This window comes from Stenotrophomonas sp. STEN225 (assembly GCF_056756445.1).
Genome location: NZ_JBRRBV010000003.1, coordinates 239,842 through 264,593 on the forward strand (window position 1 = coordinate 239,842; position 24,752 = coordinate 264,593).

At 66.5% G+C, this 24,752-nt stretch carries 22 protein-coding genes and 1 riboswitch; of the genes, 12 read left to right on the forward strand and 10 right to left on the reverse strand.

The window, feature by feature from the left end; genetic code table 11:
- The first annotated feature begins 18 nt into the window (after positions 1-18).
- The 5 genes from ACVOJ1_RS05045 to ACVOJ1_RS05065 all read left to right on the forward strand — a co-directional run bounded on the left by ACVOJ1_RS05045 (position 19) and on the right by ACVOJ1_RS05065 (position 3,864).
- Entirely contained in the window at positions 19-588 is a 570-nt protein-coding gene (locus tag ACVOJ1_RS05045; protein WP_346480092.1) for a hypothetical protein, read from the forward strand.
- A gap of 70 nt (positions 589-658) precedes the next feature.
- A complete protein-coding gene (locus tag ACVOJ1_RS05050; RefSeq protein WP_346480093.1) occupies positions 659-1,009 on the forward strand; it encodes a hypothetical protein in 351 nt (116 codons plus the stop codon).
- A 591-nt stretch (positions 1,010-1,600) separates the two neighbouring features.
- Positions 1,601-2,176 carry an OmpO family porin gene (locus ACVOJ1_RS05055; protein WP_065174160.1) on the forward strand — a complete coding sequence of 192 codons (576 nt, stop codon included), beginning with the start codon at positions 1,601-1,603 and terminating at the stop codon, positions 2,174-2,176.
- 220 nt (positions 2,177-2,396) lie between these two features.
- Complete coding sequence (locus ACVOJ1_RS05060; RefSeq protein ID WP_074902309.1) at positions 2,397-3,371, forward strand: Dyp-type peroxidase; 975 nt, start codon at positions 2,397-2,399, stop codon at positions 3,369-3,371.
- A gap of 73 nt (positions 3,372-3,444) precedes the next feature.
- Entirely contained in the window at positions 3,445-3,864 is a 420-nt protein-coding gene (locus tag ACVOJ1_RS05065) for a hypothetical protein (protein ID WP_340044206.1), read from the forward strand.
- A 16-nt stretch (positions 3,865-3,880) separates the two neighbouring features.
- Here the strand turns inward: ACVOJ1_RS05065 and pnuC are convergent, their stop codons facing one another.
- The 5 genes from pnuC to ACVOJ1_RS05090 all read right to left on the reverse strand — a co-directional run bounded on the left by pnuC (position 3,881) and on the right by ACVOJ1_RS05090 (position 9,319).
- Complete coding sequence (gene pnuC, locus ACVOJ1_RS05070) at positions 3,881-4,453, reverse strand: nicotinamide riboside transporter PnuC (protein ID WP_053518445.1); 573 nt, start codon at positions 4,451-4,453, stop codon at positions 3,881-3,883.
- An 8-nt stretch (positions 4,454-4,461) separates the two neighbouring features.
- Complete coding sequence (locus ACVOJ1_RS05075; protein ID WP_346480094.1) at positions 4,462-6,651, reverse strand: TonB-dependent receptor; 2,190 nt, start codon at positions 6,649-6,651, stop codon at positions 4,462-4,464.
- A gap of 70 nt (positions 6,652-6,721) precedes the next feature.
- Positions 6,722-6,816, reverse strand: a riboswitch (TPP riboswitch).
- 43 nt (positions 6,817-6,859) lie between these two features.
- Positions 6,860-7,984, reverse strand: a complete 1,125-nt coding sequence (locus ACVOJ1_RS05080) for a phosphotransferase enzyme family protein (RefSeq protein ID WP_065182057.1) — start codon at positions 7,982-7,984, stop codon at positions 6,860-6,862.
- Positions 7,985-8,108: 124 nt separating this feature from the next.
- The gene (locus ACVOJ1_RS05085) at positions 8,109-8,492 is read right to left on the reverse strand and encodes a glycine zipper 2TM domain-containing protein (protein WP_074902303.1); all 384 of its coding nucleotides are present in this window, start codon (positions 8,490-8,492) and stop codon (positions 8,109-8,111) included.
- Positions 8,493-8,680: 188 nt separating this feature from the next.
- A complete protein-coding gene (locus tag ACVOJ1_RS05090; protein ID WP_053518414.1) occupies positions 8,681-9,319 on the reverse strand; it encodes a response regulator in 639 nt (212 codons plus the stop codon).
- Between the two features lie 75 nt (positions 9,320-9,394).
- Here ACVOJ1_RS05090 and ACVOJ1_RS05095 point away from each other — a divergent pair, with 75 nt between their 5' ends.
- Entirely contained in the window at positions 9,395-12,997 is a 3,603-nt protein-coding gene (locus ACVOJ1_RS05095; protein ID WP_346480095.1) for an ATP-binding protein, read from the forward strand.
- Here ACVOJ1_RS05095 and ACVOJ1_RS05100 read toward each other — a convergent pair.
- Entirely contained in the window at positions 12,991-13,392 is a 402-nt protein-coding gene (locus tag ACVOJ1_RS05100) for a c-type cytochrome (RefSeq protein WP_053518416.1), read from the reverse strand. The two genes, ACVOJ1_RS05095 and ACVOJ1_RS05100, sit on opposite strands and share 7 nt — an antisense overlap.
- A 65-nt stretch (positions 13,393-13,457) precedes the next feature.
- Positions 13,458-15,134, reverse strand: a complete 1,677-nt coding sequence (locus tag ACVOJ1_RS05105) for an electron transfer flavoprotein-ubiquinone oxidoreductase (protein WP_340044210.1) — start codon at positions 15,132-15,134, stop codon at positions 13,458-13,460.
- Between the two features lie 256 nt (positions 15,135-15,390).
- On the opposite strand from ACVOJ1_RS05105, the gene ACVOJ1_RS05110 reads away from it, so the two are divergent.
- Both ACVOJ1_RS05110 and ACVOJ1_RS05115 read left to right on the forward strand, forming a co-directional pair.
- On the forward strand, positions 15,391-16,554 hold the full coding sequence (locus tag ACVOJ1_RS05110; RefSeq protein ID WP_053518446.1) for an acyl-CoA dehydrogenase family protein: 1,164 nt from the start codon (positions 15,391-15,393) through the stop codon (positions 16,552-16,554).
- 82 nt (positions 16,555-16,636) lie between these two features.
- Positions 16,637-17,122: a hypothetical protein gene (locus ACVOJ1_RS05115; protein WP_346480096.1), complete on the forward strand. Its 486-nt coding sequence runs from the start codon at positions 16,637-16,639 to the stop codon at positions 17,120-17,122.
- Between the two features lie 251 nt (positions 17,123-17,373).
- Here the strand turns inward: ACVOJ1_RS05115 and ACVOJ1_RS05120 are convergent, their stop codons facing one another.
- Together ACVOJ1_RS05120 and ACVOJ1_RS05125 are read right to left on the reverse strand one after the other, a co-directional pair.
- Positions 17,374-17,853, reverse strand: a complete 480-nt coding sequence (locus tag ACVOJ1_RS05120) for a tRNA (cytidine(34)-2'-O)-methyltransferase (protein WP_340044211.1) — start codon at positions 17,851-17,853, stop codon at positions 17,374-17,376.
- Positions 17,854-17,919: 66 nt separating this feature from the next.
- Positions 17,920-18,396, reverse strand: a complete 477-nt coding sequence (locus ACVOJ1_RS05125; protein ID WP_346480097.1) for an XAC0231 family protein — start codon at positions 18,394-18,396, stop codon at positions 17,920-17,922.
- A gap of 415 nt (positions 18,397-18,811) precedes the next feature.
- On the opposite strand from ACVOJ1_RS05125, the gene ACVOJ1_RS05130 reads away from it, so the two are divergent.
- The 4 genes from ACVOJ1_RS05130 (at position 18,812) to ACVOJ1_RS05145 (ending at position 24,148) form a co-directional block, all read left to right on the forward strand.
- Positions 18,812-21,661, forward strand: a complete 2,850-nt coding sequence (locus ACVOJ1_RS05130) for a M16 family metallopeptidase (protein ID WP_053518421.1) — start codon at positions 18,812-18,814, stop codon at positions 21,659-21,661.
- A gap of 97 nt (positions 21,662-21,758) precedes the next feature.
- A complete protein-coding gene (locus ACVOJ1_RS05135; RefSeq protein WP_053518422.1) occupies positions 21,759-22,076 on the forward strand; it encodes a DUF4156 domain-containing protein in 318 nt (105 codons plus the stop codon).
- A gap of 103 nt (positions 22,077-22,179) precedes the next feature.
- Entirely contained in the window at positions 22,180-23,196 is a 1,017-nt protein-coding gene (locus tag ACVOJ1_RS05140; protein WP_008264841.1) for a 3-oxoacyl-ACP synthase III, read from the forward strand.
- A gap of 61 nt (positions 23,197-23,257) precedes the next feature.
- The gene (locus ACVOJ1_RS05145) at positions 23,258-24,148 is read left to right on the forward strand and encodes an alpha/beta fold hydrolase (protein ID WP_346480098.1); all 891 of its coding nucleotides are present in this window, start codon (positions 23,258-23,260) and stop codon (positions 24,146-24,148) included.
- Positions 24,149-24,240: 92 nt separating this feature from the next.
- Here the strand turns inward: ACVOJ1_RS05145 and ACVOJ1_RS05150 are convergent, their stop codons facing one another.
- Positions 24,241-24,672, reverse strand: a complete 432-nt coding sequence (locus ACVOJ1_RS05150) for a YkgJ family cysteine cluster protein (RefSeq protein WP_053518425.1) — start codon at positions 24,670-24,672, stop codon at positions 24,241-24,243.
- Positions 24,673-24,752 lie beyond the last annotated feature (80 nt).

Here is a 24,752-nt window from a genome sequence, read left to right on the forward strand (position 1 = left end):
CTCCCCAAGGGCGACCCGATGAACTCGAACATTATTCTACTTACAGATCTAAGCTATGAGATCGGACTGATTGGGGTGGCCGAATACATTGAAAGGATGAAAATTGCAGAGTGGCTTTCGGAGCTTGGTGACGGCGTGCGCGATCCACGCCTCAACAGCGGCGAGGAAGCTCAATGTTGTGAACGCAAAGAGCTCGTCAAACAGCAAAAGACCGGAGACGACGCACGTTCAAGAGACAGCCTGGAAGAGGTCAATGATGAATCTCCCTACATGCAGTTTATGGCGCTTAACACTTGGATGTTCACCGTTGGCGATCGCGATTGTTACCCATCTGTTCCGCATGGCCACTTCAAAAGAAAGACAAATGAGTGGCCAAAGCTGAATCCATATGTCGGTCGAGTGTTCAGTGCCATGCACACTGAAGATGTAAGTGCTCGCCTCACAAGGGTGGAAATGAAAGCCCTCTGGAGCGACGAAGGTTTTGTGGACCACTGCCGGCACCAAGTGTTGTGGTACAGCGACTTCGCTCCTCGCTATACCTTCCCCAGTGCTCGCAGAGGAAGGCTCGTCTTTCCAAAATGGCTCTAGAGATGCCGAGCTATTCGTCCAAATCGACGCCGCTTCGCGGCGCGGATTGATTCCAAAGGTGGGCGCACTAATGAACATCGACGCGATACTGTACGAAAAGCTTGTTCAGCTTGCGAAGACGAAGTCTCTGGCCGCATACAGCGACGTCGCTCCACTGATAGACTTGGATATGTCAAAAGATAAAGATCGTGATGAGATTGCGAGGAAGCTCGGCGACATAGTTTTGTATGAGAATGAGAATTGCCGGCCAATGCTTACCGCGCTAATCGTCCACTATGGCAACGACAACAACCCTGGCGAAGGATTCTTTTCTGCTGCCGAGAAAATTGGGCTCTACAAGGGCAGTCGCGACCCCATCAAGCGTCTTACTTTTTGGTCAAATCAAGTTACTCTCGTGCACAACCATTGGGCGTCCTCCTAAGCATCTATTCCAGCCGAAGTCGCTACGCGGCGCGGCTTAGTTTCAGAGTTGAACGTCCGCTATTGGCATTAAGCAGCCGTGAGATTCAAGAGGAGCGAGGGGCGACAGCGTACGGCCCGTGGCGGACGAAACTCTGGCGATGTCGGCCACTACTGGTCCTGAGTCGCTAACGCCAACCGGATGCTTCGTTCGACTCCTAAGGCCGCGAACCTTCGTAGGGCACCTAAAGGATCTCCTTACTTGTTAAGGACCGACAAGTTTGGACCGACGTCAGGGCGGTGCTTGCCTCCTTGGCCGTTGGCGAGGGCCAATGAACCGCGGACGTCAGCTCTGCCCCTAATCCACTGCAACCATAGGTTTTCAGTCCTTGCGCAACCATAGGTTCAGCAAAAACGCAAACCTATGGTTGCCCGTCTACTGTCGACCAGCCCCGGAGTTCCCTGAACAGCAACTTCATTCATGTACCGGTCAGTTCAATATTCAGGGCTGATTTCGCCAACAAACGGATAATTCACACCTGTCGACCGCCTCTCCTCTCTCCCCCTCCCGGGAGGCGGTCGACGAAACCAAAATAATTAAAGGTGTGTCCCGATGAACAAGAATTCGCTGCTTGCCCTGGGTCTGCTGGCTGCCCTGCCGTTCGCTGCATCGGCTGCCGATGGCCTGTCGTACAACTACGTTGAAGGCGGCTACGTGAACACCGATGCCAAGGGCGGCGACGCCGATGGCTGGGGCGTGAAGGGCTCGGTGGCCGTCCACCCGAACTTCCACATCTTCGGCGACTACAGCGCGCAGGAAACCGACCGCTTCAAGAATGACGTCGACCAGTGGCGCCTGGGTGTCGGCTACAACTACGGCATCGCACCGAACACCGACCTGGTGGCCCGCGTGGCCTACCAGAAGTATGACGAGAAGCGCGGCCTGGACTTCAATGGCTACTCCACTGAAGTGGGCGTGCGCACCGCGTTCAACCCGTACCTGGAAGGCTACGCGCTGGCTGGCTACGAAGATTTCAGCAAGAAGCACGGCTACAACCCGGACGGCGAGTTCTACGGCCGCGTCGGTGCCACCGCCAAGTTCAACCAGAACTGGGGCCTGAGTGGCGAAGTGAAGCTGGCCAAGGCGGGCGACCGCGAGTGGTTCGTCGGCCCGCGCTTCACCTGGTAAGAAACGCTCTGTCGTTAGTGCGTGTAACTGGCGTGTGACTCTCTCTCTCTCCCGCACGCCATCGAAGCCCGGCCTAGCGCCGGGCTTCACTTTTCTGCGCCCCAAGCGGCTGGCGCGCGACTGAGAACCGCTCCGTCGCAGCGGAAGCCGTTCCGCTATGATCGCCCGCACATCGCCGCGCCATGCGCGATGCGCCCGCCTCAAGCCCGCAGGAACTGCCGTGAATTCCCAGCCCGCACCGATCACCGCCCTCAATCACACGCTCGACAACGAGCCGCAGCAGATCACTGCGCCGCTGACCCACTCGGCCGCCTTCCTGGTGCTGAAGGTGAAGGATGATGCGGACTCGATCGCGAAGGTGCGCGACGTGCTGGCCAGCACCGATGACCTGATCAAGAACACGGCCATCCGCGAGATCGAACGGACCTTCACCTGCAACGTGGCGATCGGCCACCGTGTGTGGCAGCCGCTGGTCGGCAGTACCCCGCCGCGCGAGCTGCATCCGTTCCGCGAGATCAAGGGCGCCACCCACACCGCGGTGTCGACCCCGGGCGATCTGCTGTACCACATCCGCGCACGCACGATGGACCTGATCGTGGCGTTCGAGCGCAACCTGCTGATGGCGTTCGGCGATGCGGTGGAGACGGTCGATGAGGTGGCCGGCTTCCGCTATTTCGACGGCCGCGACCTGCTCGATTTCGTGGACGGCACGGCCAATCCGGAAGGCTTGTCGCTGCCGGAAGCCACGATCGTCGGTGACGAGGATCCGGCCCATGCCGGCGGTAGCTACGTGGTGGTGCAGAAGTACCTGCACAACCTCGACGCATGGCGCGCGCAGAAGACCGAGGTGCAGGAGGCGATCATCGGCCGCACCAAGCACGACAACACCGAGCTGGACGATGCGCCGGCCGACGCGCAGAAGTCGCACAAGACGCTGTGCACCATCGAGGACGCCGACGGCGAGCACGACATCCTGCGCGACAACATGCCCTTCGCCAATCCGGGGCGCGGTGAGTACGGTACGTACTTCATCGGCTACACGCGCCGCCTGTGGGTGATCGAGAAGATGCTCGAGCGCATGTTCATCGGCAACCCTGCGCCGCTGCATGACCGCATCCTGGACTTCTCTACCGCGATGACCGGCGTGACCTTCTTCGCGCCTTCGCGCAAGGTGCTGGCCGACCTGGGCGGGTAATGCCTGCCCGCCATCTGCCTGTCATCCGCGCCGCCGACGATGGAGCGCTGGACGACTGCCTGAGGGTGCTGCCATGGAATCCGTACTTCGCGCCGACCGCCGCCGCTGGTGGCGACCGCTGGCGTCGCTGATCGGCCTTCTGGCGCTGGGCGGCGCCGGGGCCGTCTCGGCCGATGAGGCTCCACCGCACTGGATGGCCTACGCCGCCACGGCAGGCAGTGAGCTGCAGCAGCGCCTGCAGCAGGAGCAGGACCCGAAGGTGCAGCGCGTGCTGGCCTGGCTGCAGGCGCACCCACAGGTGCCCACGCCGCTGCCGGTCAGCCTCTGGATCGCAGCCGATGGCCGCATCGCGAAACTGGAATTCGACAGCCTCGGCGATGCGCAGGCGGACGCGGATCTGCGCGCGACGCTGCAGTCGGCGCCGCTGTCGTCGGCGCCACCGGGCGACATGCGCCAGCCGTTGCGGTTGGGGCTGGTGCTGCAGCCGAAGTGAGGTGTACCGCGCGGCACTACCGCGCCGGCAGCAGCTCGCGCTCCCGCGCCGCCGCACTCCAGGCGCGCAGGCCGAATACTGCCAGCCCCAGGAAGAACACATACAGCGCGGCCGTGACGTGCAGCGACTTGAACAGGTACGCGCCCACATAGACCACGTCCACCCCGATCCACACCCACCAGCACGCCACATGGCGGCGCGCCTGCCACCACTGGCCGACCAGGCTCAGGGCGGTCAGCATCGCGTCCAGCCATGGCAGCGCGGCATCGGTGAAGGTGTGCATGACCGTGCCCAGCGCCACGCCACCGCACAGGCCGATGATCAGGTCACGCAGCAGTTTCCCGCGCGCCAGCGGCACGATGCGGATGCTACCCTCGTCGGCGGCGTGCTGGCGCCAGTTGATCCAGCCATAGACCAGGAAGCCGGCGAAGGCGACCTGCAGCAGCGTGTCGGAGTACAGCCTGGCCTCGGCGAACACCAGGCCGTACAGCGCCACCGACAGCAGGCCGACCGGCCACGCTGCCAGCCGCCGGCGCGCCATCAGCCATACGCCCAGCACGCTGCACAGCGCGGCGGTCCACTCGAGCACGGCGCCGCTCACAGCGCGAACGTCACCGACAGGCGTGCCTGTCGCGGTGCGCCGGGGAACAGGTAGTAGTCACCGCCGCTGCTGCCGGTGTCGCGCCAGTAGAAGCGGTTGAACACGTTGTCCACCGACAGGTTCCAGGTCACGGCGCGCTCATGCACGCGGTGGCGGAAGCGCAGGCCGGCATCGAACACCGAATAGTCCGGCGCGCGTACGCCGCCGTCGGCACGGGCCACATTGGCGGCGGCATAGCGCCAGCCACCGGTGACATCCAGGCCCTGCACGAACGGCAGTGCGTAGGCCAGGTGCACACTGGCACGCACCTTCGGCACGTTCACCAGCTGATGGCCTTCCTGGCCCGGCGTGTCGGTATCGCGTGCACGCGCCTGCAGCACGCTGGCGCTGGCGACGATCTGCAGCGCATCGGTCAGCTGGCCGTTGGCGGTCAGCTCCAGGCCGGTATGGGTCTGCGTGCCGCGCTCGACGAAGGTGTAACCGGCATCGCTGTCATCCGGCATGGCGTACTGGTAGGGCTGCGAGATGCGGAACAGCGCGGCGCCCAGGGTGAGCGAGGCAGCTGGCACGTACTTGACGCCGGCTTCCAGCTGCCGTGACTGCACCGCCGGCAGGAAGGCATCGGCGTTGGAGGTCCAGAACGGTGCCTCTTGGCCCAGCGCAATGCCGCGCACATAACTGGCGTACGCATTGAGCTGGTCGGTGGCCTTCCATACCAGCGCGGTCTGCGGCAGGAAGCGCGACAGCCGGCTGTGCCGCTGCGGCGTGCCGCGCTTGTCGTACGCGCGCTCGTCCAGGCGGACGAAGCGGCCACCGGCCAGCCACTGCCAGTCATCGCCGAACTGCATGCGGTCCAGCACGAACACGGCGGTCTGGCGGCTGTCCAGACGCCGTGCGGACGGGCCGGGCATCAGCGGCGAGGGCTCGTACACCGGCACCTGCGTGTCGTGGATGTTGCTGCTGCCTACGTACTCGTTGACGCTCGGTCGCCTGTCCACCGTGCGGCGGAACGTGTCGGCGCCGACCGTCAGCTGGTGGCCGACGCTGCCGGTGTCGAAGCGGCCACGCAGCTCGGCGCGCGCCTGCTGGTTGCGGCGGGTATCGTCCGGACTGCGGTAGTCGTAGATGTCGTAGTCGCCGTTGGGGGCGAAGTAGTTGCCGGGCACGCTGCCATCAGCGCACGCGTCGGCGTAGTAGCAGCCATAGGCGAAGGCGACGTTGTCGTCGATCACCGAGCGGCTGTGGCCCACCGACAGCCGCGACTGCCAGCGCTCGTTGAAGTCGTAGGTGTGTACGGCGGTGATGTTGGTGCTGGCGATTTCCACCGGGCGCTGCCACGGCTGATAGCCCAGCAGGTGCTCGCGGTCGACGCCACGAGGCAGCTCCCGTGCGCCCAGCAGCTGGTAACCGGACACCGAGCGCTGCGAACTGGTCTGGTAGTTGGCGTCCACTTCCAGCTTGCCGCGCTCGCCGATCAGCCAGTCCGCTGCAAGCGAATAGAAGTTGCGGCGGCCGTCGGCGTGCTCGACGTAGGACTCGCTGCCCTCCCAGGCGGCATTGAGGCGGATGCCGAAACGCGGCGTGATCCAGTGGCCGACATCGACGGCGGCATAGCGCGAGCCTTCCGAATCGGTGCCAAGGGTAGCCGTGCGCACTTCGGCCGGGCGCTTGCCGATGTAGTTGATGATGCCGCCGGGTGCCATCACCCCCGCGGCGAGGCCGGCTTCACCCTTCAGGATCTCCACCGCCTGCACGTTCTCCAGCGCCAGCCGCTGTTCGCCGGCGATGGCCAGCCCGTTGAAGCGGTAGCCGGTGGCGGCATCGAGCGCGAAGCCGCGGATGGCGACGTTCTGGTAGTAGCCCACCGGCGCGTAGGCATCACCGAGCGAGGCGTCATTGCTGGCCAGTTCGGACAACGAGCGCACCTGTCGACGGTCGAGGTAGTCGCGTTCGAGCACGTTCACCGAGGCCGGGGTGTCCTTCCAGGAGCCGGCGCCGAATGCACTGACCCGCGCGCTGTCGGCCGCCGGCCTGCCGGCCTGCACGCGGACCGCTGCCAGCTCGGTGGGCGAACGTTCGCCGCTGTCGGCTGTCACGTCGGGGGAGGCTCCAGCCTCGCTGGCATGCAGCGGCAGCGCGGCACAGAGGGCGAGAGCGAGCAGGGTGGGACGCAGGCAGCGGTTCATTCGATTCGTCTTCGGACAACAGGGGAGACGAAGCGACGGCGCGCAGGTGCACCGGCCCGGAACGGGGGTGTGGCTGCGGCTCAAAGCTCCCTACGCCGGTGCAAACCGGATCAGGTTCCAAGGGACTCTCTCAGCCTGCAGATCCAGGCACCCCCGCTTCAGGCCGCTATTTCACTACAGATGGCAGGGATTTGCGAGCCGATGCCCTTCAGGCGGCGGCATGCAGCGCCTGCAGCAGGGCCTGGCCGGGTGCGCTGGCGAACCACGCGGCATGGCCCAGCATGAAGGGATACCAGGCGACATCGGCGTTCGCTGTCGAGCCGGTGATGCCTTCGAAGTACTCCACTTCGGACAGTGCGAAGTCGAAGTGGACCATCGGCAGCAGGTCCGCCAGCAGGTGCAGGCGGGTGGCCGACAACGGCAGCACTTCGCGGTAGCCGTCGAGCAGCGCCAGCGCGATGTCGATGCGCACCGCCTCATGGCCCCGCTCCAGCTCCAGCCAGGCCACGGCATTGCGCTCGATCGCGGTGGCCAGGTCGAACAGCGCGCTGGTAGGTGAGGCGAGGCCGAAATCCAGCACGGTGCTGACGTCGTCGCCGCGCCACAGCAGGTTGGAGACATGCCAGTCGTTGTGCGCCCACAGCGGCGGCTCGGCGGACAGGCGCTCGGCCAGGCCGGCATGCCAGGGCAGGACGTCGCGGCGCAGCTGCGCCTGCCACGGAATCCGCGCCAGGTAGCGCGCCAGTCCCGGGCGGTCGGGAAGACCCGCTTCCAGCGCGCTGATGGGGTCGGCGGCGCGGATCAGCTCGTCGCGTGCCACCAGGACATGCGTGCTGCGCTGTGGGGCCTGGTAGCTGGCGGCGGCCTGATGCAGCCGGGCCAGCATGCGTCCGGCAGAATGCGCCCGTGCGATGTCCGTCAGCAGCGTCCAGGAGGCGGCGTCGCGGTACAGATCGTCACCCACCCCCGGTGAATGCAGTTCATAGGTCCAAGGCCCATGCTCGATGGCGCTGTCGCCTCCGGCGGTGGGCAGAACCTTCACCACCGGCACGCCGGCAGCGTCCAGATGGGCGATGAAGCGGTGTTCCTCCTGCAGGCAGGCGGCACTGCGCACGCTGCGGTGGTGGCGCTTGATGAACACCCGGCCGCGGGTACCCTCGACCAGCGCGGCGGCCGACAACGGCCGGGGGCTGTGCCAACGCAGGGCGCTGTCCGCGTCCAGCACCGGATAACGGCGGGCCAGCCAGGCGACCTCGGCTGCATCGATCGCGGGCCAGTCGGCAGCGACCTCATCGTTGTTGAGGCCCTGCACGCGGTGGGCGGTGGAGGTCATGCGGGGGCCGGGGGCAAAGGAGTCATCCAGGGCTGCGCATTCAACGCCATGGACGGCCCGGACGCAAACGGGCGGGTCATCGACCCGCCCGTTTGCCGGTGATGCCGGGCAGTGCCGGCGAGGGTTACCAGCCGCGGTGGCGACCGCGGTCGTGGTAGTAGCGGCGGTCGCTGTCGCGCCAGCGGCGGTCATGACCGCGGTCCCGATAGCCATAGCCCCGGTCGTAGCCGCGCTGGTAGCCGCGGTCGTAGCGGCGGTCATAACGACGGTCGTGGCGGTCCGGGGTGGTCAGGTTGCCGATCGCGCCGCCGGCCACGGCACCGCCGACGGTGGCGGCCGGATCGCCATTGGAGATCAGGTGGCCGGCGACGCCGCCCACCACCGCACCGACGACGGTGCGCTTGTCCTTCCTCGACATGGCGCTGGCGTCGCTGACCACGGCGACACCGGCCAGCAGGGCCAGGGCCATCGCCACGCCACGGAAGCTGAGAGCGGAAGTACTGAGCATGTTCGGTTCTCCTGTAGGGGCATGCCACGGTGGGCAGGGAGGGCGCGGGCGCCCTGGCTGCCGTAGTGACCACGCTGGCGCCCGGAGATTGCCGGAACATTGCGTGGGCCACTGGGCGGCGTGCGTATTCATCTAGCGTCAGACGGCATGAAGCCTGCCTGAAAGTTCAATGGCCGGATGGCCAGGATTCAGATTTTGCCGTCACGCAGATAGTCGAACAGCTCCGCATCGCCTTTCAGGCCCAGCTTCAGCATCGCATCGCCCTTCTGCCGGCTGATGGTGCTGACGCTCTTGTGCAGCTGCACCGAGATCTCCTTCACCGTCATGCCGGTGCCGAGCAACCTCAGCACCTCCAGTTCGCGCGGCGACAGCGGTTTGCCGTCGCCTTCGCGCATGCGCCAGCTGCCGGCGGCCTCGACCCGCTCGCGCAGGCTGCGGCTGATATAGAGTTGGCCGCGGTTCACCGCCTGGATCGCCTGCGGCAGCTCGTCCATCGACGAACTCTTGTCGACCAGGCCGAGCACGCCGCTGTCGAGCACCATGCGCAGGATCGCCAGGTTGCTGGAAACGCTGAGCATCAGCACCTTGAGGTCGGGATGGCGGCGCCGGATCATGCCGATCATGGCGAAGCCATCGGCCTGGGGACTGCCGGGCATCGAATAGTCGGTGACCAGCAGGTCGCATGGCTGGCTGGTCAGCAGCGCCATCAGCGCCTGGGCGCTGTCGGCTTCACCGACGACTTGGCCAACGCCGCTGGACTCGATGACGGCGCGGGTTCCGATACGGACCACGGGGTGGTCGTCTGCGATGATGATGCGCAAGCTCATGCTCTAGTATGACCACCGGGCACGCCGGACCGCGACCATCGCGGCTCCTGGCAGGATTCTAGGAGATCAACGCCGATGCGTAGCTGGGCTGTTCGCGGGCGGGTCCTGCTGCTGGCCATGTTGGGTCCTGCCGTCGCTTGGGCGCAACTCGCGCCCGGCCCATTGCCGTTGAGTCCCCTGCAACGCGAATACCTGACCGCGCACCCTCGCATCGTCGTCGGGCAGTATGACAGCGGTTGGCCCCCTTTCGAGTCGATCCACGAAGGCCAGCAGGTCGGCCTGGGACCGGACTACTTGTCGCTTTTGGCTCGTCGTTTGGGCGTGAAAGTCGAGGCACGCCGCTATCCGGACTGGACATCCGTGCTGGACGCGGCATGCCGGGGCGAGATCGATGTGGTCATGAACATCGGCCTGAGTGCCGACCGAACCCGTTGCATGGTCTACACCTCGGCCTATGTCGAAGCGCCGCTGGCGGTGGTCGGACGACCTGGAGACCTGCGTGCTTCGGAGATGCCGGATCTTGACGGACTGCGCGTCGTGATCGAGCAGGATTTCCTGACCGCACCGCAGGTGCGTGCACGATTTCCACGCGCTCGACAACTTGTCGCAAATGGCACTTTGGCGGCGTTGCAGATGGTCAGAGACGACAAGGCCGACGTCTATATCGGTAATGCCTATGTCGCCACCGAGCTGATCGCGGCCCATCAGCTGAAGGGAGTGGTGCTGCTGCGGCCCAGCGATCTGCCGCCGGAGCGGGCGCACTTCGGCGTCCCCAACAGCAAGCAACCGCTGGCCGAGGCACTGGATCTTGCGCTGGCTGCCACCAGCCAGGCGCAGCGGGACGCGCTGGCCCAGCGCTGGCTGCGGCCTCCGGAATGGTCCGCGTCGGCGCAGCTGGCCCTGAGCCAGGCCGAAAAGCGGGTGCTGCAGCAGCCGTTGAAGATCACCTTCGCGCCCAATGCCGCGCCGCTTTCGTTCACCGACGACGACGGCCAGCCCAGCGGCCTGACCAGCGAGTACCTGCGGCGGCTGATCCAGGTCGGCGCCAACCTGAAGGTGGAAACCAGCCACGACTGGTTCGAGGTGCGCGAGAAGGCGCTGCAGGGTGAGGTGCAGGCGGTGATGGGCATTCCCACCGATTCGCGCTACCTGGGGCCGGACTGGGTGTTCAGCCAGCCCTTCATCAGCGTGCCGAGCGTGATCGTCGGCACGCGCGACAGCCCGGCGATCCTGGGGCTGGCCGATCTGCAGGGCAAGCGCGTGCTGCTGTCCGACCCGGAACGCCTGCGCGGCTACGTGCTGCAGCAGGCGCCACGGGCAAAGATCATTCCCGCGCGCAGTGGCGAGCAGGCGTTGCAGCGATTGGCCAATGGCGAGGCCGATGCCTACGTGGGCAACCTGGTCCTGGTCGATCACCTGTTGCGCAACCGCTTCCCGGGCCGTCTGCAGATCCTTGCGCCGGCCGGATTCGGCGACCAGCTGGCGCTGGCTGTCGACCGTCGCCATGCCGCCCTGGCGACCACCTTCGACCGCCTGCTGCTGCAGATGTCACCGCGGGAGCATGAGGCGCTGCGGGGCGACTGGCTGGCCGTGGAGTATCGCAGTGGCGTGGACTGGGACGCCGTGCTGCATTGGGGGCTTCCGCTGCTGCTGGTGCTGCTGACCGGGGCGGTGGTGCATGGCGTCGGTCACTGGCGGCTGCGCCGGGAGGTGGCCGGTCGCCGCCATCTGGAGCAGCGCCTGGCCGAGGTCACCGACAATCTGCCTGCGGTGGTCTACCAGGCACGTCGCGACGCGGACGGCAGCCTGGCCTTCCCCTTCATCGCCGGCGACCTGCAGGCACTGTTCGGCATTCCGCGGCAGCGTGCCGAGCAGGATGCGCAGGCGCTGCTGGCGCGGATCGAGGACACCGACCGCCAGGCCGTGCTGCAGGCCATCGACCAGGCGGCCCGCCAGTTCGCGCCGCTGGCCTTCGAGTTCCGCCTGCTGCCGGGTGATGACGGCACGCCCGCGCGCTGGGTACGCAGCCAGGCTCACCCTTACGTCACCGAGGCCGGTGCCGTCACCTGGAGCGGCTACTGGGTGGACGTGACCCAGGCACGCGCACAGGCCGATGCGCTGGCGGCGGCCAAGATCGAGGCGGAACAGGCGGCCGAGGCCAAATCACGCTTCCTGGCCACGATGAGTCATGAGATCCGCACGCCGATGAGCGGTGTACTGGGCATGCTGGAAGTGCTGGCGCACTCGCCGCTGGATGCAGAACAGCAGCGCATCCTTGCCGTGATCGAGGATTCTGCGCAGATGCTGCGGCAGATCCTCGATGACATCCTCGACTACTCGCGCATCGAAGCCGGTGCGCTGCGCCTGGAACCGGTGCCATTGTCACTGCGGACCCTGCTGGAAGGCGTGTGCCGGCTGATGTCGGCGCAGGCCAGCGCGCGTGGCCTGGCCCTGCACGTGCAGATCGATCCGCAGCTGGCTGCGGCGCATGAAGTGGATGGCGTGCGCCTGCGGCAGATCGTCTTCAACCTGCTCAGCAATGCCATCAAGTTCACCGCGCAGGGCGATGTGTGGCTGCGGCTGGAGGTGCTCGGGCCGACCACCGCCGATGGCAGTCAGCCGTTGTGCCTGAGCGTCATCGATACCGGCATGGGCATCGCGCCGGAACAGCTGCAGCACCTCTTCGCGCCGTTCACCCAGGCCGGTGCATACATCCAGCGCGACCATGGCGGAACCGGCCTGGGCCTGAGCATCTGCCAGCGGCTGGTGCAGATGATGGACGGCACGTTGACCCTGCAGAGCACGCTCGGCGAGGGCACCCGCGCGGAGGTCCGTCTGTCGCTGGTGGAAGCCGGCATCGAGGACGTCGCCGTGCTGGCGAGCGAGCACGAGCAGGCGGCGCTGCTGCCGACCGCGCTGCGCCAGAGCCGCGTGCTGGTGATCGAGGATCATCCGACCAACCAGGCGATGATGGCCTGGCGGCTGCAGCAGCTGGGCCTTCCGCACGTGCTGGTGAGTGATGGCCAGCAGGCGCTGGACCGGTTGGCGTCGGAACGCTTCGACCTGGTGATCACCGATTGCCGCATGCCGGTTCTCGATGGCTTTGCGTTCACCCGCCTGCTGCGCGAGCGCGAAGGCCGCCAGGGCCAGGCGCGCATGCCGGTACTGGCATTGACGGCCAGCGTGCTGGACGACGACGCGCGACGTTGCCGCGAGGCCGGCATGGATGAGGTGCTGGCCAAGCCGTTGTCGCTGGCTACGCTGCGCGCGGCGTTGATGCGATGGCTGCCGCAGGCGTCCGTGGCACCGGAGGCGACCGCCGAGTCGTCCGCAGCGGTGGAGGGCGACGCATCGCTGGACCTGGCGGGCCTGCAGCGGCGCTTCGGTTCGCATGCGGTCGCCGTGCAGCTGGCCGCCACCCTGCTGCAGGCCAGCGAGGTGGATATCGCGGCCGTGCAGCGTGCGGTGCAGGCCGGCGACCGCGAGGCCGCCGCCCTGCACCTGCATCGCCAGGCCGGGGGGCTCGGGGCGGTGGGTGCGCATGCGCTGGCAACGCAGGCCAATGCCCTGGTCGAACGCCTGGAAGACGCCGGAGAAGTGGACAGCGCGCCGTTGTTCGCCGAAGTCCAGGCGTTCCTGTCACGCCTGCAGCAGCAGCTGCAGGGGCTGTCTCACTGAGCAGACTGCTGCTGCAGGTAAGCGATCACCAGCGCACGTCGTTCGGCGCTGGGAAAAGCGTTGTACATGCGCGTGCCGGGCACCTGCTGCGTTGGTGACTGCAGGAAGGCATCCAGGGTCTGCGCGGTCCAGACGATATCGGCCCGGCGCATGCCCTGCGAATAGCCATAGTCGGGCAGGCTGCCAGCGCGGCGTCCGATCACACCGTGCAGGTTGGGGCCGAACCGGTGGATGCCACCGGCCTGCACCGTGTGGCAGCCCGCACACAGTTCGAACGCGCGCTGCATCGCCTGTTGTCGCGCCTGCTCAGGTGTGGCCGGTGGCGTGGCCGTGCGCTGGCAGCCGCTGCACGCCAGCAGCAGGACGAGGGCAGGGAGCAGACGGAAGGCACGCATGGGCGGAGAGGATAGCCGTGGCCGCCGCGGGCCGGGCTGCGACACGCGGTCGCAGCCCCCTGCGGTCACATGCCCGAGTAGTTCGGGCCGCCGCCGCCCTGCGGGGTCACCCAGACGATGTTCTGGGTGGGATCCTTGATGTCGCAGGTCTTGCAGTGCACGCAGTTCTGCGCGTTGATCTGCAGGCGTGCGTTGTCGGCTTCGCCAACGAACTCGTACACGCCGGCCGGGCAGTAGCGCGCTTCCGGGCCGGCGTACTCGGCCAGGTTCACCTTCACCGGAATGCTCGGGTCCTTCAGGGTCAGGTGGCTGGGCTGGTTCTCGTCGTGGTTGGTGCTGCTCAGGAACACCGAACTGAGACGGTCGAAGGTCAGCACCCCGTCCGGCTTCGGGTAGCTGATGCGGGTGTGCTGGGCCGCCGGCTCCAGGCAGGCGTGGTCCGGCTGCGTACGGTGCAGCGTCCACGGCGGGTTGCGCACGCCCAGCTTCGGCAGCAGCCACTGCTCCACACCGGTCATCAGCGTGGCCACGGTCTGGCCCTTCTTGAACCACTGCTTGAAGTTCTTGGCCTGCTGCAGTTCGGTGAACAGCCAGCTGGCTTCGAAGGCCTGCGGATAGGCGCTCAGTTCATCGTGCTGGCGATCGGCGGCCAGCGCGTCGAACGCGGCGTCGGCGCACAGCATGCCGGTCTTGATCGCGGCGTGGCTGCCCTTGATGCGGCTGGCGTTGAGATAACCGGCCTCGCAACCGACCAGCGCGCCACCGGGGAACACCGTCTTCGGCAGCGACAGCAGGCCGCCGGCGGTGATCGCACGCGCGCCGTAGCCGATGCGGGTACCGCCTTCCAGATGCTTGCGGATATCCGGATGGGTCTTGAAGCGCTGGAATTCCTCGAACGGGCTCAGCCATGGGTTCTTGTAGTCCAGGCCGACCACGTAGCCGATGGCGACCTTGCCGCCGTCGGCGTGGTACAGGAACGCGCCGCCGTAGGTGTCGCTGTCCAGCGGCCAGCCGGCGGCGTGCACCACCAGGCCCGGCTCATGCCTGGCCGGGTCGATCTGCCACAGTTCCTTGATGCCGATGCCGTAGGCCTGCGGGTCCTTGCCTTCGTCCAGCTTGTAGCGGGCGATCAGCTGGCGGCCGAGGTGGCCGCGCGCGCCTTCGGCGAAGACCGTGTACTTGGCGTGCAGTGCCATGCCGCGCTCGAAGGCCGGGCCGATGCTGCCGTCCTTCTCGATGCCCATGTCGCCGGTGGCCACGCCGATCACTTCGCCGTTGTCGCCGTACAGCACCTCGGCGGCGGCGAAGCCGGGGAAGATCGCCACTTCCAGCGCCTCGGCCTGCTGCGCCAGCCAGCGGGTCACTTCGCCCAGGCTGATGATGTAGTTGCCTTCGTTGTGGAAGCACTCCGGCAGCAGCGCATTGGGCGTGCTGCGCGACCCGGTCTCGCTGAGGAACAGGAACTCGTCGCGGGTGACCTTCTGCTTCAGCGGTGCGCCGCGTTCGGCCCAGTCCGGGAACAGTTCGGTCAGGGCGCGCGGGTCCATCACCGCACCGGACAGAACATGTGCACCGGGCTCGGAGCCCTTCTCCAGCACGCACACCGACAGTTCGCGGCCGGCTTCGATCGCACGCTGGCGCAGGCGGATCGCGGTGGCCAGCCCGGCTGGGCCGGCACCGACGATCACCACGTCGAACTCCATTACTTCACGCGGGGGCAGGGCGTTGGCTTCAGCGCTCATCGATTGCATGACTCGTGGGTAGTGCCGGTAGCAGGGCCACCGGCGGTTGCCTGGAAATCGCGCGTGCAGCCACGGCGAAACGGTTGTTTGAATGTGTCAGGGTACCGGGACGGGCGTGATCGAGCTAGATCGCCGATGTTCACGTCGTGATTGCTGCAGTGCAGCGTACGCCCGCAGCCGGATGGGAGCCGACCTTGGTCGGCACGCGCTTCCCGGATGACCGACAATGGCCCGGTCCCGACTGCGTGTGAGTGCCATGGCCCTGGATCCGTACGACCTGTTCGATGTCCGTTCCCTGCTCAGCGAGGAAGAGCGCGCAGTACAGGACAGCGTGGCGCGTTTCACCAACGAGCGCGTGCTGCCGATCATCGGCGATGCCTTCGACCAGGCGCGCTTCCCGGCCGAACTGGTACCGGAGATCGCATCGCTGGGCCTGCTGGGCGCGACACTGCCGGCCGAATACGGTGGCGGTGGCCTCGGCGCGGTCAGCTATGGCCTGATCTGCCAGGAGCTGGAGCGCGGCGATTCGGGCCTGCGCAGCTTCGTTTCGGTGCAGAGCTCGCTGTGCATGTATCCCATCTACGCGTACGGCAGCGAGGAACAGCGCCAGCAGTGGTTGCCGGCGATGGCACGCGGCGAACTGATCGGCTGCTTCGGCCTGACCGAGGCGCATGGGGGTTCCGACCCGGCCAGCATGAAGACCCGCGCCGTGCGCGACGGCAGTGACTGGCGCATCAGCGGCAGCAAGATGTGGATCACCAGCGGCCCGGTGGCCGATCTGGCCATCGTCTGGGCGCAGACCGAGGACGGTATCCAGGGCTTCGTGCTGGAGAAGGGCATGGCCGGTTTCACCACGCAGGAAATCAAGCACAAGATGAGCCTGCGCGCCTCGTTGACCGGCGCGCTGTTCTTCGACGATGTGCGCGTGCCCGACAGCCACCGCCTGCCGAACGTGAAGGGCCTGAAGGGGCCGCTCGGGTGCCTGACCCAGGCGCGTTACGGGATCAGCTGGGGCCCGATCGGCGCGGCCATCGCCTGCCTGGATGAAGCGCTGGGCTACGCCAAGGAGCGCGTGCTGTTCGGCCGCCCGCTGGCCGCCACCCAGAGCGCGCAGATCAAGCTGGCGGAAATGGCCCGCCGCATCACCACCGCCCAGCTGCTGGCCCTGCAACTGGGCCGGCTGAAGGAAGCCGGCCAGCTGCAGCCGCAGCAGGTCAGCCTGGCCAAGTGGAACAACTGCCGCATGGCCATCGACATCGCCCGCGAGTGTCGCGATCTGCTCGGTGGGGCTGGCATCACCACCGAACACGTGGCGATCCGGCACGCGCTGAACCTCGAATCGGTGATCACCTATGAAGGCACCGAGACCGTGCACCAGCTGGTGATCGGCCGCGAGCTGACCGGCATCAACGCGTTCTGAGTGCACCGGTAGTGCCGGCCGCTGGCCGGCGTTGCCGAGTAGGGTGGGCGACATCGGACGCCTATCCGGAGATGCAAGCTGAATGAAGAACAATCCCGTTGTAAGGCTGCTGTGTCTCCCGTTGCTCTTCCAAGCCTCCGTGCTGCAGATGGCGTGGGCAGGCGACGGAGATGATGGGGCATGGGCAGGCAGCTATTCGCAGGCGAGCGATCTGTGTACCGAACCTGGCAACGGACGTAGTTGCCGCGATGGGTTCAGGGACCGCCTGTCGATCGTCGAAGAATCACTAGGCTATAGGGTTGAGCTGCACAGTACCCAGGCGATGCAGCACGTCTGCTCCTTCGTGCTGCATATGAAGCCAGAAGGCGGAAAACTGATTCATCAGTCCGAACTAGGCACAGTGGCTATCGAGAAACATGCAGGTGCGCTGAGAGTCTCATCCGGCGGGATCGACCCGACGGTGACGGGCTTGGGCATGTGCGGTGCGCATGCCGATATTGATGGTCTGGAGTTTTCTTCTGTCGGCAATCGCACGCGCCCCGGGCAACGCAAGGGCGCCCACTCCTGATTGATCCAGGCGGAAGGCATCCACGCATGGCGTGGATCTACCGCGCGGCTGTTGGGTCCGCCTTGAAGCGAGCCGAGCACCGCAGGTCCGGCGGGGGCGAAGAGGCGCGGGTGTCTGAGCGCAGCGAGTTCCGCGCCGTCCCCCGGCGGGCCGAGGAGCGCAGGGTACCGGTGCGCAGCACCGGCTCGCGGGCGGCGGCGCGTTTCTTTGGTTACTTTCTTTGCGCGAGCAAAGAAAGTGACACACGCAAATTACGCGCCGCCGGCAAACCCGTGCTGCCGCCAGGCTTCATACATCACCACGGCAACGGTGTTGGAAAGATTGAGGCTGCGGTTGTCCGGCCGCATCGGCAGGCGCAGGCGCCGGCCCTCCGGCAAGGCATCGAGCACATCCTGCGGCAGGCCGCGGCTTTCCGGGCCGAACAGGAAGGCGTCGCCCTCTTCAAAGGCCACGCTGTCGTAACGAACGCTGGCGCGGGTACTGAGTGCGAACAACCGCTTCGGTGCAATCCGCGCCAGCGCGGTGTCCAGATCCGGATGCACCTGCAGGCGCGAGTACTCGTGGTAATCCAGGCCGGCGCGCTTGAGCTGCTTGTCTTCCAGTGCGAAGCCGAGTGGCTCGACCAGGTGCAGCTGCGCGCCGGTGTTGGCGCAGAGCCGGATCACATTGCCCGTGTTGGGCGGGATTTCCGGTTGGAACAGGATCACGTGGAACTGGGGTGCGGCATTCATCGGCGCAGTGTACCTGCGACGGCTGCCAGTACGGCGCACGCCCTGCCAGGGCAGGGCGGGCACCGCTTACGGGCGCAGCAGGACCTGGGCGGTTTCGGTGGCCAGGGCCTGCAGGTCGGCCGCGCTCGGACGCACCTGCAGGGTCGGCAGGTTGACGATCACCTGGTTGGCAACGCTGGTGGCGGCGGCGGCCAGGGTGGCTGCGTAGCGCTGTGCTTCCAGTTCGGCGGCCAGGGCAACGCGCTGTTCCAGGCTCGGGCGCACTTCCACCGCGGCCAGGGTGGTGATCGGCAGGGCGGCGGCGACCGGGGCGGCGGTGAAGCCGTCGCGTTCGGCCAGCTGCTCGGCGCTCGGCCGCACTTCCACGGTGGCCAGGGTCGGGATGCTGCTGGCGCGTTCCCAGGCCTGCTGGGCCAGCTGGTCGGCGGCCGGGCGAACCTGCACGGTGTCCAGGGTCTTGATGGATTCGGAGGCCTGCACCGACGAAACAACCGCGGTGCCGGCGATCAGGGCGATGGCGATGGCAATGGTCTTGGCGTTCATGACGGGGCCTGTTTAGTGTTGTTGAGCGGTGGTGTGGTAGTAAGGTAGAACACCAATTCGGGGGATGCAAGGGAAATTTTCGATTTCTTGCATTTGTTCAGTCTTCAGTCAGCTTTTGTCTGAAGCCCTTCTTGGCGCAGGAAGTACCAAGCAAACCCCGTGCCAACTTTTAATCATTGATTTGAAAGGGTTTTTATTCCGCCTGAAAGTGTCCGCGGGGCGGACACCTGTCCATCCGAGGGGGCGCGGACACTGTCCGGACGCGGGGGCGGGGGAGACGTGACTGCTGTCGGGGGCCGCCGACAAGGCCCTGAACGGCTGCGAGGGCAAACACCCCCAGTGACTGCTGGCGGATTCCGGGCCCCGGATGGGCACGCTAGGATCGGGCTTCACCAACGTGACCAAGGATCCGGAAATGTCTCTCGCCCTGCGCCCGCGTGCTGCACTTCTCGCTGTTGCCCTCAGCACTGCCCTGGGCACGCTCGCGCCCACTCCTGCACTGGCGGCCAAGACGGTCACGCCGGCCAAGGTCGATATTCCGTTCGAGCAGTTCACCCTGCCCAACGGGCTGCGCGTGATCGTGCATACCGATCGCAAGGCGCCGATCGTGGCGGTCAACGTCTGGTATCACGTCGGCAGCAAGGACGAGCCTGCGGGCCGCACCGGTTTCGCCCACCTGTTCGAACACCTGATGTTCCAGAGCAGCGAAAACCACGACGGCGAGTATTTCGAACCGTTCAAGCAGGTGGGTGCCACCGGCCAGAACGGCACCACCAATACCGATCGCACCAATTACTTCGAGAACGTGCCGACCACCGCGCTGGACATGGCGTTGTGGATGGAGTCGGACCGCATGGGCCATCTGCTCGGTGCGATCGACCAGGCCGCGCTGGACGAGCAGCGCGGCGTGGTGCAGAACGAGAAGCGCCAGGGCGAGAACCAGCCCTATGGCCAGGCCTGGGAGAAGCTCAACCGTGCGATGTACCCGGCCGGCCACCCGTATCACCACAGCGTGATCGGCTCGATGAACGACCTCAACGCGGCCTCGCTGGATGACGTCAAGACCTGGTTCCGCACCTGGTATGGCCCGAACAACGCGGTGCTGGTGCTGGCGGGCGATATCGACGTGGCCACCGCCAAGGAGAAGGTGGCCCGTTACTTCGGCAGCATCCCGGCCGGTCCGAGCATGGCGCAGCCGAAGGTCGACGTGGCCAAGCGCCCGGCCGACACCCGCGAGACGATGACCGACAAGGTGCCGCAGTCGCGCATCTACCGCGCCTGGAACGTGCCGCAGGTCGGCACCACCGACGTCGACCAGCTGCAGCTGCTGGCCTATGTGCTCGGCGGCGCCAAGTCCTCGCGCCTGAGCCAGCGACTGCAGCACCAGGACAAGCTGGTGGACAACATCAGCGCCGGCGCCTACGCCTCGCAGCTGGGTTCCAACTTCATCGTCATGGCCACGGTGAAGCAGGGCCAGGATCCGGCCAAGGTCGAGAAGATCATCGACGAAGAACTGGACCGGTTGATCAAGGAGGGCCCCACGGCCGACGAGCTGGCGCGTGCCAAGACCGGCTCGCGCGCAGCGTTCATCCGCGGCATCGAGCGCATCGGTGGTTTCGGTGGCAAGGCCGACGCACTGGCCGAATGCGCGGTCTACACCGGCGACCCGGGCTGCTTCCGCACGTCGCTGGCCAACATCGACAAGGCGACCGCGGCCGACCTGAAGCGCCTGGGCGCACAGTGGCTGGACGTCGGCAGCCACACGCTGGTGGTCGAACCGGGCGAGCGCGTGGCGCTGAAGGAAGATCCCTCACAGGCGCCGAAGCCGTTCAACGTGCCGGCCGTGGACCCGAAGTACAGCACCCTGCCGGAGCAGGTGGACCGCAAGGCCGGCGTGCCGCAGACCCGTGAATTCCCGCAGCTGAAGTTCCCCGCCCTGCAGCGCGCCACGCTGAAGAACGGCACCCAGGTGGTGCTGGCCGAGCGTCACGAGATTCCGGTGGTGCAGTTCAGCTACCAGTTCCCGGGTGGCTTCACCGCCGACCAGGGCCGCAAGCCGGGCACCGCCAACTTCACCATGAACCTGATGACCGAAGGCGCCGGCAAGCTCGGCTCGCTGGCCTTCGCCGATGCCGCCGATGCGCTGGGTGCCAGCCTGGACGCCGGTGCCGGCCTGGATTCGGTGACCGTGGACCTGTCGGCACTGAAGGAGAACCTGGTGCCATCGCTGGCCCTGTACCGCGATCTGCTGCGCGAGCCGCGCTTCGAACAGGCCGAGATCGACCGGGTCAAGGCCACCTGGATCGCCGGCATCCAGCAGGAGAAGGTCAACCCGAACGCGGTGGCCATGCGCGTGCTGCCGCCGCTGCTGTACGGCAAAGGCCATCCGTACGCCATTCCGTTCACTGGCAGCGGCGATGAAGCGGCCATCAGCAGCCTCACCCGCGAGGATCTGGTCGACTTCCACCGCGACTGGCTGCGTCCGCAGGACGGCACCCTGATCGTGGTTGGCGATACCACGCTGGCCGAGATCGTGCCCCTGCTGGACAAGCAGCTGGGCGACTGGAAGGCCACGGGCGATGCGCCGCAGGTGAAGGCGGCCACCGATGTGGCGCTGCCGAAGGGCCCGCGCGTGTTCCTGATCGATCAGCCGGGTGCGGTGCAGGCAAACCTGTTCGCCGGCCAGGTGGTGCCGCCGTCCAGTGACGCCAGCTCGACCCGCTTCGATATCGCCAACGGTGTGATCGGCGGTGACTTCACCTCGCGGCTGAACATGAACCTGCGCGAGGACAAGCACTGGTCCTATGGTGCGCGCAGCAGTGCGCCGAACTCGGTCGGACAGCGGCCGTGGGCGGCCAGTGCCCCCGTGCAGATCGACAAGACCGGCCCGGCGCTGGCCGAGATGCAGAAGGAAATCGTCGAGTTCAGCACGGGCAGCAAGCCGGCCACCGCTGCCGAGGTCAACCGCATCCGCAACATCCAGACGCTGAGCCTGCCGGGCGCCTATGAGACCGCCAGTGCGGTCGCCGCGACCATCAGCAGCATCGTGCAGTTCAAGCGGCCGGATGACTATGTGCTGCGTCGCAAGGCCGAGATCGAGGCGATGACGCCGGCCCAGGTGCAGCAGGCTGCGGCCGAGATCAAGCCGCAGGCGCTGACCTGGGTAGTGGTGGGCGACCTCAAGCAGACCGAGGCGGCCGTGCGCGCGCTGAACCTGGGCGAGGTGACCGTGCTGGATGCCGAAGGCAAGCCGGTCAAGAAGTAAGGGACAGGCCTGCCCGCCACGGCGGGCAGGCCTCCCGGCTACCCTCGATTCAGGCGGTTCAGGCAGAATCCCCCTCATACCCTTCCAGGATCTGCCCATGCGCGTTCTGCTGCTTTCCTCCCTGCTGCTCACCGTCACCGCCTGTACCTGGGTGCCGATCGAACCGGCCGGGAAGACCGTCCGCGTGCTGCCGGCCGGGCCGGCGCCGACCGGCTGCATCACCAAGGGCGAGGTGGTGGTCACCGTGAAGAGCAAGGTCGGCTTCTACAACCGCAACCCGCTGCGCGTGCAGGAAGAACTGGAAACGCTGGCCCGCAACGAGGCCCCCAGCGCCGGCGCCAATGCCGTACAGGCCGCCGCACCGCCGGCCGATGGCAGCCAGCGCTTTGCCGCCTTCCAGTGCCCGCCGCGCTGAATCCTTCACCATACGGGCAAGCCTGAATTCGTAAAGATGCGGTGAAGGCCCGGGGGGTTATAGAATAGCGCCCCCTTTTGCCTGAGCCTTGGCGCTAACCTCGATGCTCTTCAAGAATGTCTCGATCGCCGGCCTGGCACACGTCGATGCGCCTCATACGCTGACGACGAAGGAAATCAACGAACGCCTGCAGCCGACGCTGGACCGGCTGGGCATCCGCACCGACGTGCTCGGCGATATCGCCGGCATCCACGCCCGCCGCCTGTGGGACAACGGCGTGCTGGCCTCGGACGCGGCCACCATGGCCGGTCGCAAGGCACTGGAAGATGCCGGCATCGAAGCCACCCAGGTCGGCCTGCTGGTCAATACCTCGGTCAGCCGCGACTACCTGGAGCCGTCCACGGCCTCCATCGTCTCGGGCAATCTGGGTGTCAGCGACGAATGCATGACGTTCGATGTCGCAAATGCCTGCCTGGCCTTCATCAACGGCATGGACATCGCGGCGCGCATGATCGAGCGCGGTGACATCGACTATGCGCTGGTGGTGGATGGCGAAACCGCCAACCTGGTGTACGAGAAGACGCTGGAGCGCATGACCGCGCCGGACGTCACCGCCGACGATTTCCGCAACGAACTGGCGGCGCTGACCACCGGTTCAGGCGCTGCCGCCATGGTGATGGCGCGCTCGGAACTGGTGCCGGATGCCCCGCGCTACAAGGGCGGCGTCACCCGTTCGGCGACCGAATGGAACCAGCTGTGCCTGGGCAACCTGGACCGCATGGTGACCGACACCCGCCTGCTGCTGATCGAAGGCATCAAGCTGGCGCAGAAGACGTTCACTGCGGCCAAGATCGCGCTGGGCTGGGCGGTGGAAGAACTGGACCAGTTCGTCATCCACCAGGTCAGCCAGCCGCACACCGCAGCGTTCATCAAGAACTTCGGCATCGACCCGAAGAAGGTCATGACCATCTTCGGCGAGCACGGCAACATCGGCCCGGCGTCGGTACCGATCGTGCTGAGCAAGCTCAAGCAGCTGGGCAAGCTGAAGAAGGGTGATCGCATCGCGCTTCTGGGCATCGGCTCGGGCCTGAACTGCTCGATGGCCGAAGTGGTCTGGTAAACAGACCCCTGCGTTGAATCCTGGGGCCGGTACTACCGGCCCTTTTTACAGGTGCGACCCGATGTCCAGGCTTCCCGGTTACCCCGCCCATCCCCAACGCTTCGAGGTCCGCCCCGGCCTGTCGATGAACTATCTCGACGAGGGCCCGCGCGACGGTGAGGTGGTGGTGATGGTGCACGGCAATCCGTCGTGGAGCTATTACTGGCGCACGCTGGTGGCCGGCCTGTCGGACAAGTACCGTTGCATCGTGCCCGACCATATCGGCATGGGCCTGTCGGACAAGCCCGATGACCGTGGCTATGCGTACACGCTGCAATCGCGCGTGGATGACCTGGATGCGCTGCTCAGGCACCTGGGCATCACCGGCCCGGTGACCCTGGCCGTGCACGACTGGGGCGGCATGATCGGCTTTGGCTGGGCGCTGTCGCACCACGCGCAGGTCAAGCGGCTGGTGGTGCTCAACACCGCCGCGTTCCCGATGCCGGCAGCGAAGAAGATGCCGTGGCAGATCGCGCTCGGACGGCACTGGAAGATCGGCGAGTGGATCATCCGCACCTTCAATGCCTTCTCCGCCGGCGCATCGTGGCTGGGCGTGGAGCGGAAGATGCCCGCCGACGTGCGCCGCGCGTATGTATCGCCGTACAACAGCTACGCCAACCGCATCAGCACCATCCGCTTCATGCAGGACATTCCGCTGGGCCCGGCCGACAAGGCGTGGTCGCTGCTGGAGCGTGCAGGCAAGGCGCTGCCGTCGTTTGCCGATCGCCCGGCCTTCATAGGCTGGGGCCTGCGCGACTTCGTGTTCGACCACCATTTCCTGCAGGGCTTCCAGGCGGCGCTGCCGCAGGCCCAGGTGCATGCCTTCAAGGACGCGGGCCATTACGTGCTGGAAGACAAGCACGAGGTGCTGGTGCCGGAGATCCGCGCCTTCCTGGACGCGAACCCGATCTGATCGGATCCCTTCGGTAGCGCCGGGCCATGCCCGGCGTTGTCGTACAGGGGGTCAGAGCCCTTCCGTGCCGGAAACGGGCCCGACCCCGACCGTCACGCCGCGATCGGCGCCTGCGGCGGAGACGACGGGCTGCTGCCGTTGTCGTCCGGATGATCGTCGTCGTTGTCCGCCTCGTCGCGCCAGCGCCAGTCGGCCAGCGTCAGCGGGTCCAGGCCGTAGGCGATGCGGGCCTTGTCGCACTGCGGGCTGGCCTTGCCGTACTCCCATGAGGCATCCACTTCGCGGCACACGCTGGGCCGGTTGGGGTGGATCGTGCAGCGCGAATACACGCCGATCTGCGCATCCAGTGCCACGCAGCGCACCGGTTTGGAGTGGGTGCCGCGCATGCACAGGCGATGCGGGTCGAGCACTTCGGTCAGCTGGTGGGGCACGCCGCCCGGGGTGACCTCGTCCGATTCCATCCAGTGGAAGGCCACGCGGTACTGGGTGCAGCAGGCGCCGCAGGTCATGCAGGGGTGTTGCATGGGCAAGCCGCCTCGGGCGGCAGTCGGAATCGGGAACGAGGCTGCGGATTTTCCACGAAGTGAGCCGCCGCGCAAGAAAT

Coding starts and splice junctions, on each gene's coding strand:
- ACVOJ1_RS05045 (WP_346480092.1), top strand. CDS start 19: ATGAACTCGAACATTATTCTACTTACAGATCTAAGCTATGAGATCGGA.
- ACVOJ1_RS05050 (WP_346480093.1), top strand. CDS start 659: ATGAACATCGACGCGATACTGTACGAAAAGCTTGTTCAGCTTGCGAAG.
- ACVOJ1_RS05055 (WP_065174160.1), top strand. CDS start 1,601: ATGAACAAGAATTCGCTGCTTGCCCTGGGTCTGCTGGCTGCCCTGCCG.
- ACVOJ1_RS05065 (WP_340044206.1), top strand. CDS start 3,445: ATGGAATCCGTACTTCGCGCCGACCGCCGCCGCTGGTGGCGACCGCTG.
- ACVOJ1_RS05075 (WP_346480094.1), bottom strand. CDS start 6,651: ATGAACCGCTGCCTGCGTCCCACCCTGCTCGCTCTCGCCCTCTGTGCC.
- ACVOJ1_RS05080 (WP_065182057.1), bottom strand. CDS start 7,984: ATGACCTCCACCGCCCACCGCGTGCAGGGCCTCAACAACGATGAGGTC.
- ACVOJ1_RS05085 (WP_074902303.1), bottom strand. CDS start 8,492: ATGCTCAGTACTTCCGCTCTCAGCTTCCGTGGCGTGGCGATGGCCCTG.
- ACVOJ1_RS05090 (WP_053518414.1), bottom strand. CDS start 9,319: ATGAGCTTGCGCATCATCATCGCAGACGACCACCCCGTGGTCCGTATC.
- ACVOJ1_RS05095 (WP_346480095.1), top strand. CDS start 9,395: ATGCGTAGCTGGGCTGTTCGCGGGCGGGTCCTGCTGCTGGCCATGTTG.
- ACVOJ1_RS05100 (WP_053518416.1), bottom strand. CDS start 13,392: ATGCGTGCCTTCCGTCTGCTCCCTGCCCTCGTCCTGCTGCTGGCGTGC.
- ACVOJ1_RS05105 (WP_340044210.1), bottom strand. CDS start 15,134: ATGAGCGCTGAAGCCAACGCCCTGCCCCCGCGTGAAGTAATGGAGTTC.
- ACVOJ1_RS05110 (WP_053518446.1), top strand. CDS start 15,391: ATGGCCCTGGATCCGTACGACCTGTTCGATGTCCGTTCCCTGCTCAGC.
- ACVOJ1_RS05115 (WP_346480096.1), top strand. CDS start 16,637: ATGAAGAACAATCCCGTTGTAAGGCTGCTGTGTCTCCCGTTGCTCTTC.
- ACVOJ1_RS05120 (WP_340044211.1), bottom strand. CDS start 17,853: ATGAATGCCGCACCCCAGTTCCACGTGATCCTGTTCCAACCGGAAATC.
- ACVOJ1_RS05125 (WP_346480097.1), bottom strand. CDS start 18,396: ATGAACGCCAAGACCATTGCCATCGCCATCGCCCTGATCGCCGGCACC.
- ACVOJ1_RS05130 (WP_053518421.1), top strand. CDS start 18,812: ATGTCTCTCGCCCTGCGCCCGCGTGCTGCACTTCTCGCTGTTGCCCTC.
- ACVOJ1_RS05135 (WP_053518422.1), top strand. CDS start 21,759: ATGCGCGTTCTGCTGCTTTCCTCCCTGCTGCTCACCGTCACCGCCTGT.
- ACVOJ1_RS05140 (WP_008264841.1), top strand. CDS start 22,180: ATGCTCTTCAAGAATGTCTCGATCGCCGGCCTGGCACACGTCGATGCG.
- ACVOJ1_RS05145 (WP_346480098.1), top strand. CDS start 23,258: ATGTCCAGGCTTCCCGGTTACCCCGCCCATCCCCAACGCTTCGAGGTC.
- ACVOJ1_RS05150 (WP_053518425.1), bottom strand. CDS start 24,672: ATGCAACACCCCTGCATGACCTGCGGCGCCTGCTGCACCCAGTACCGC.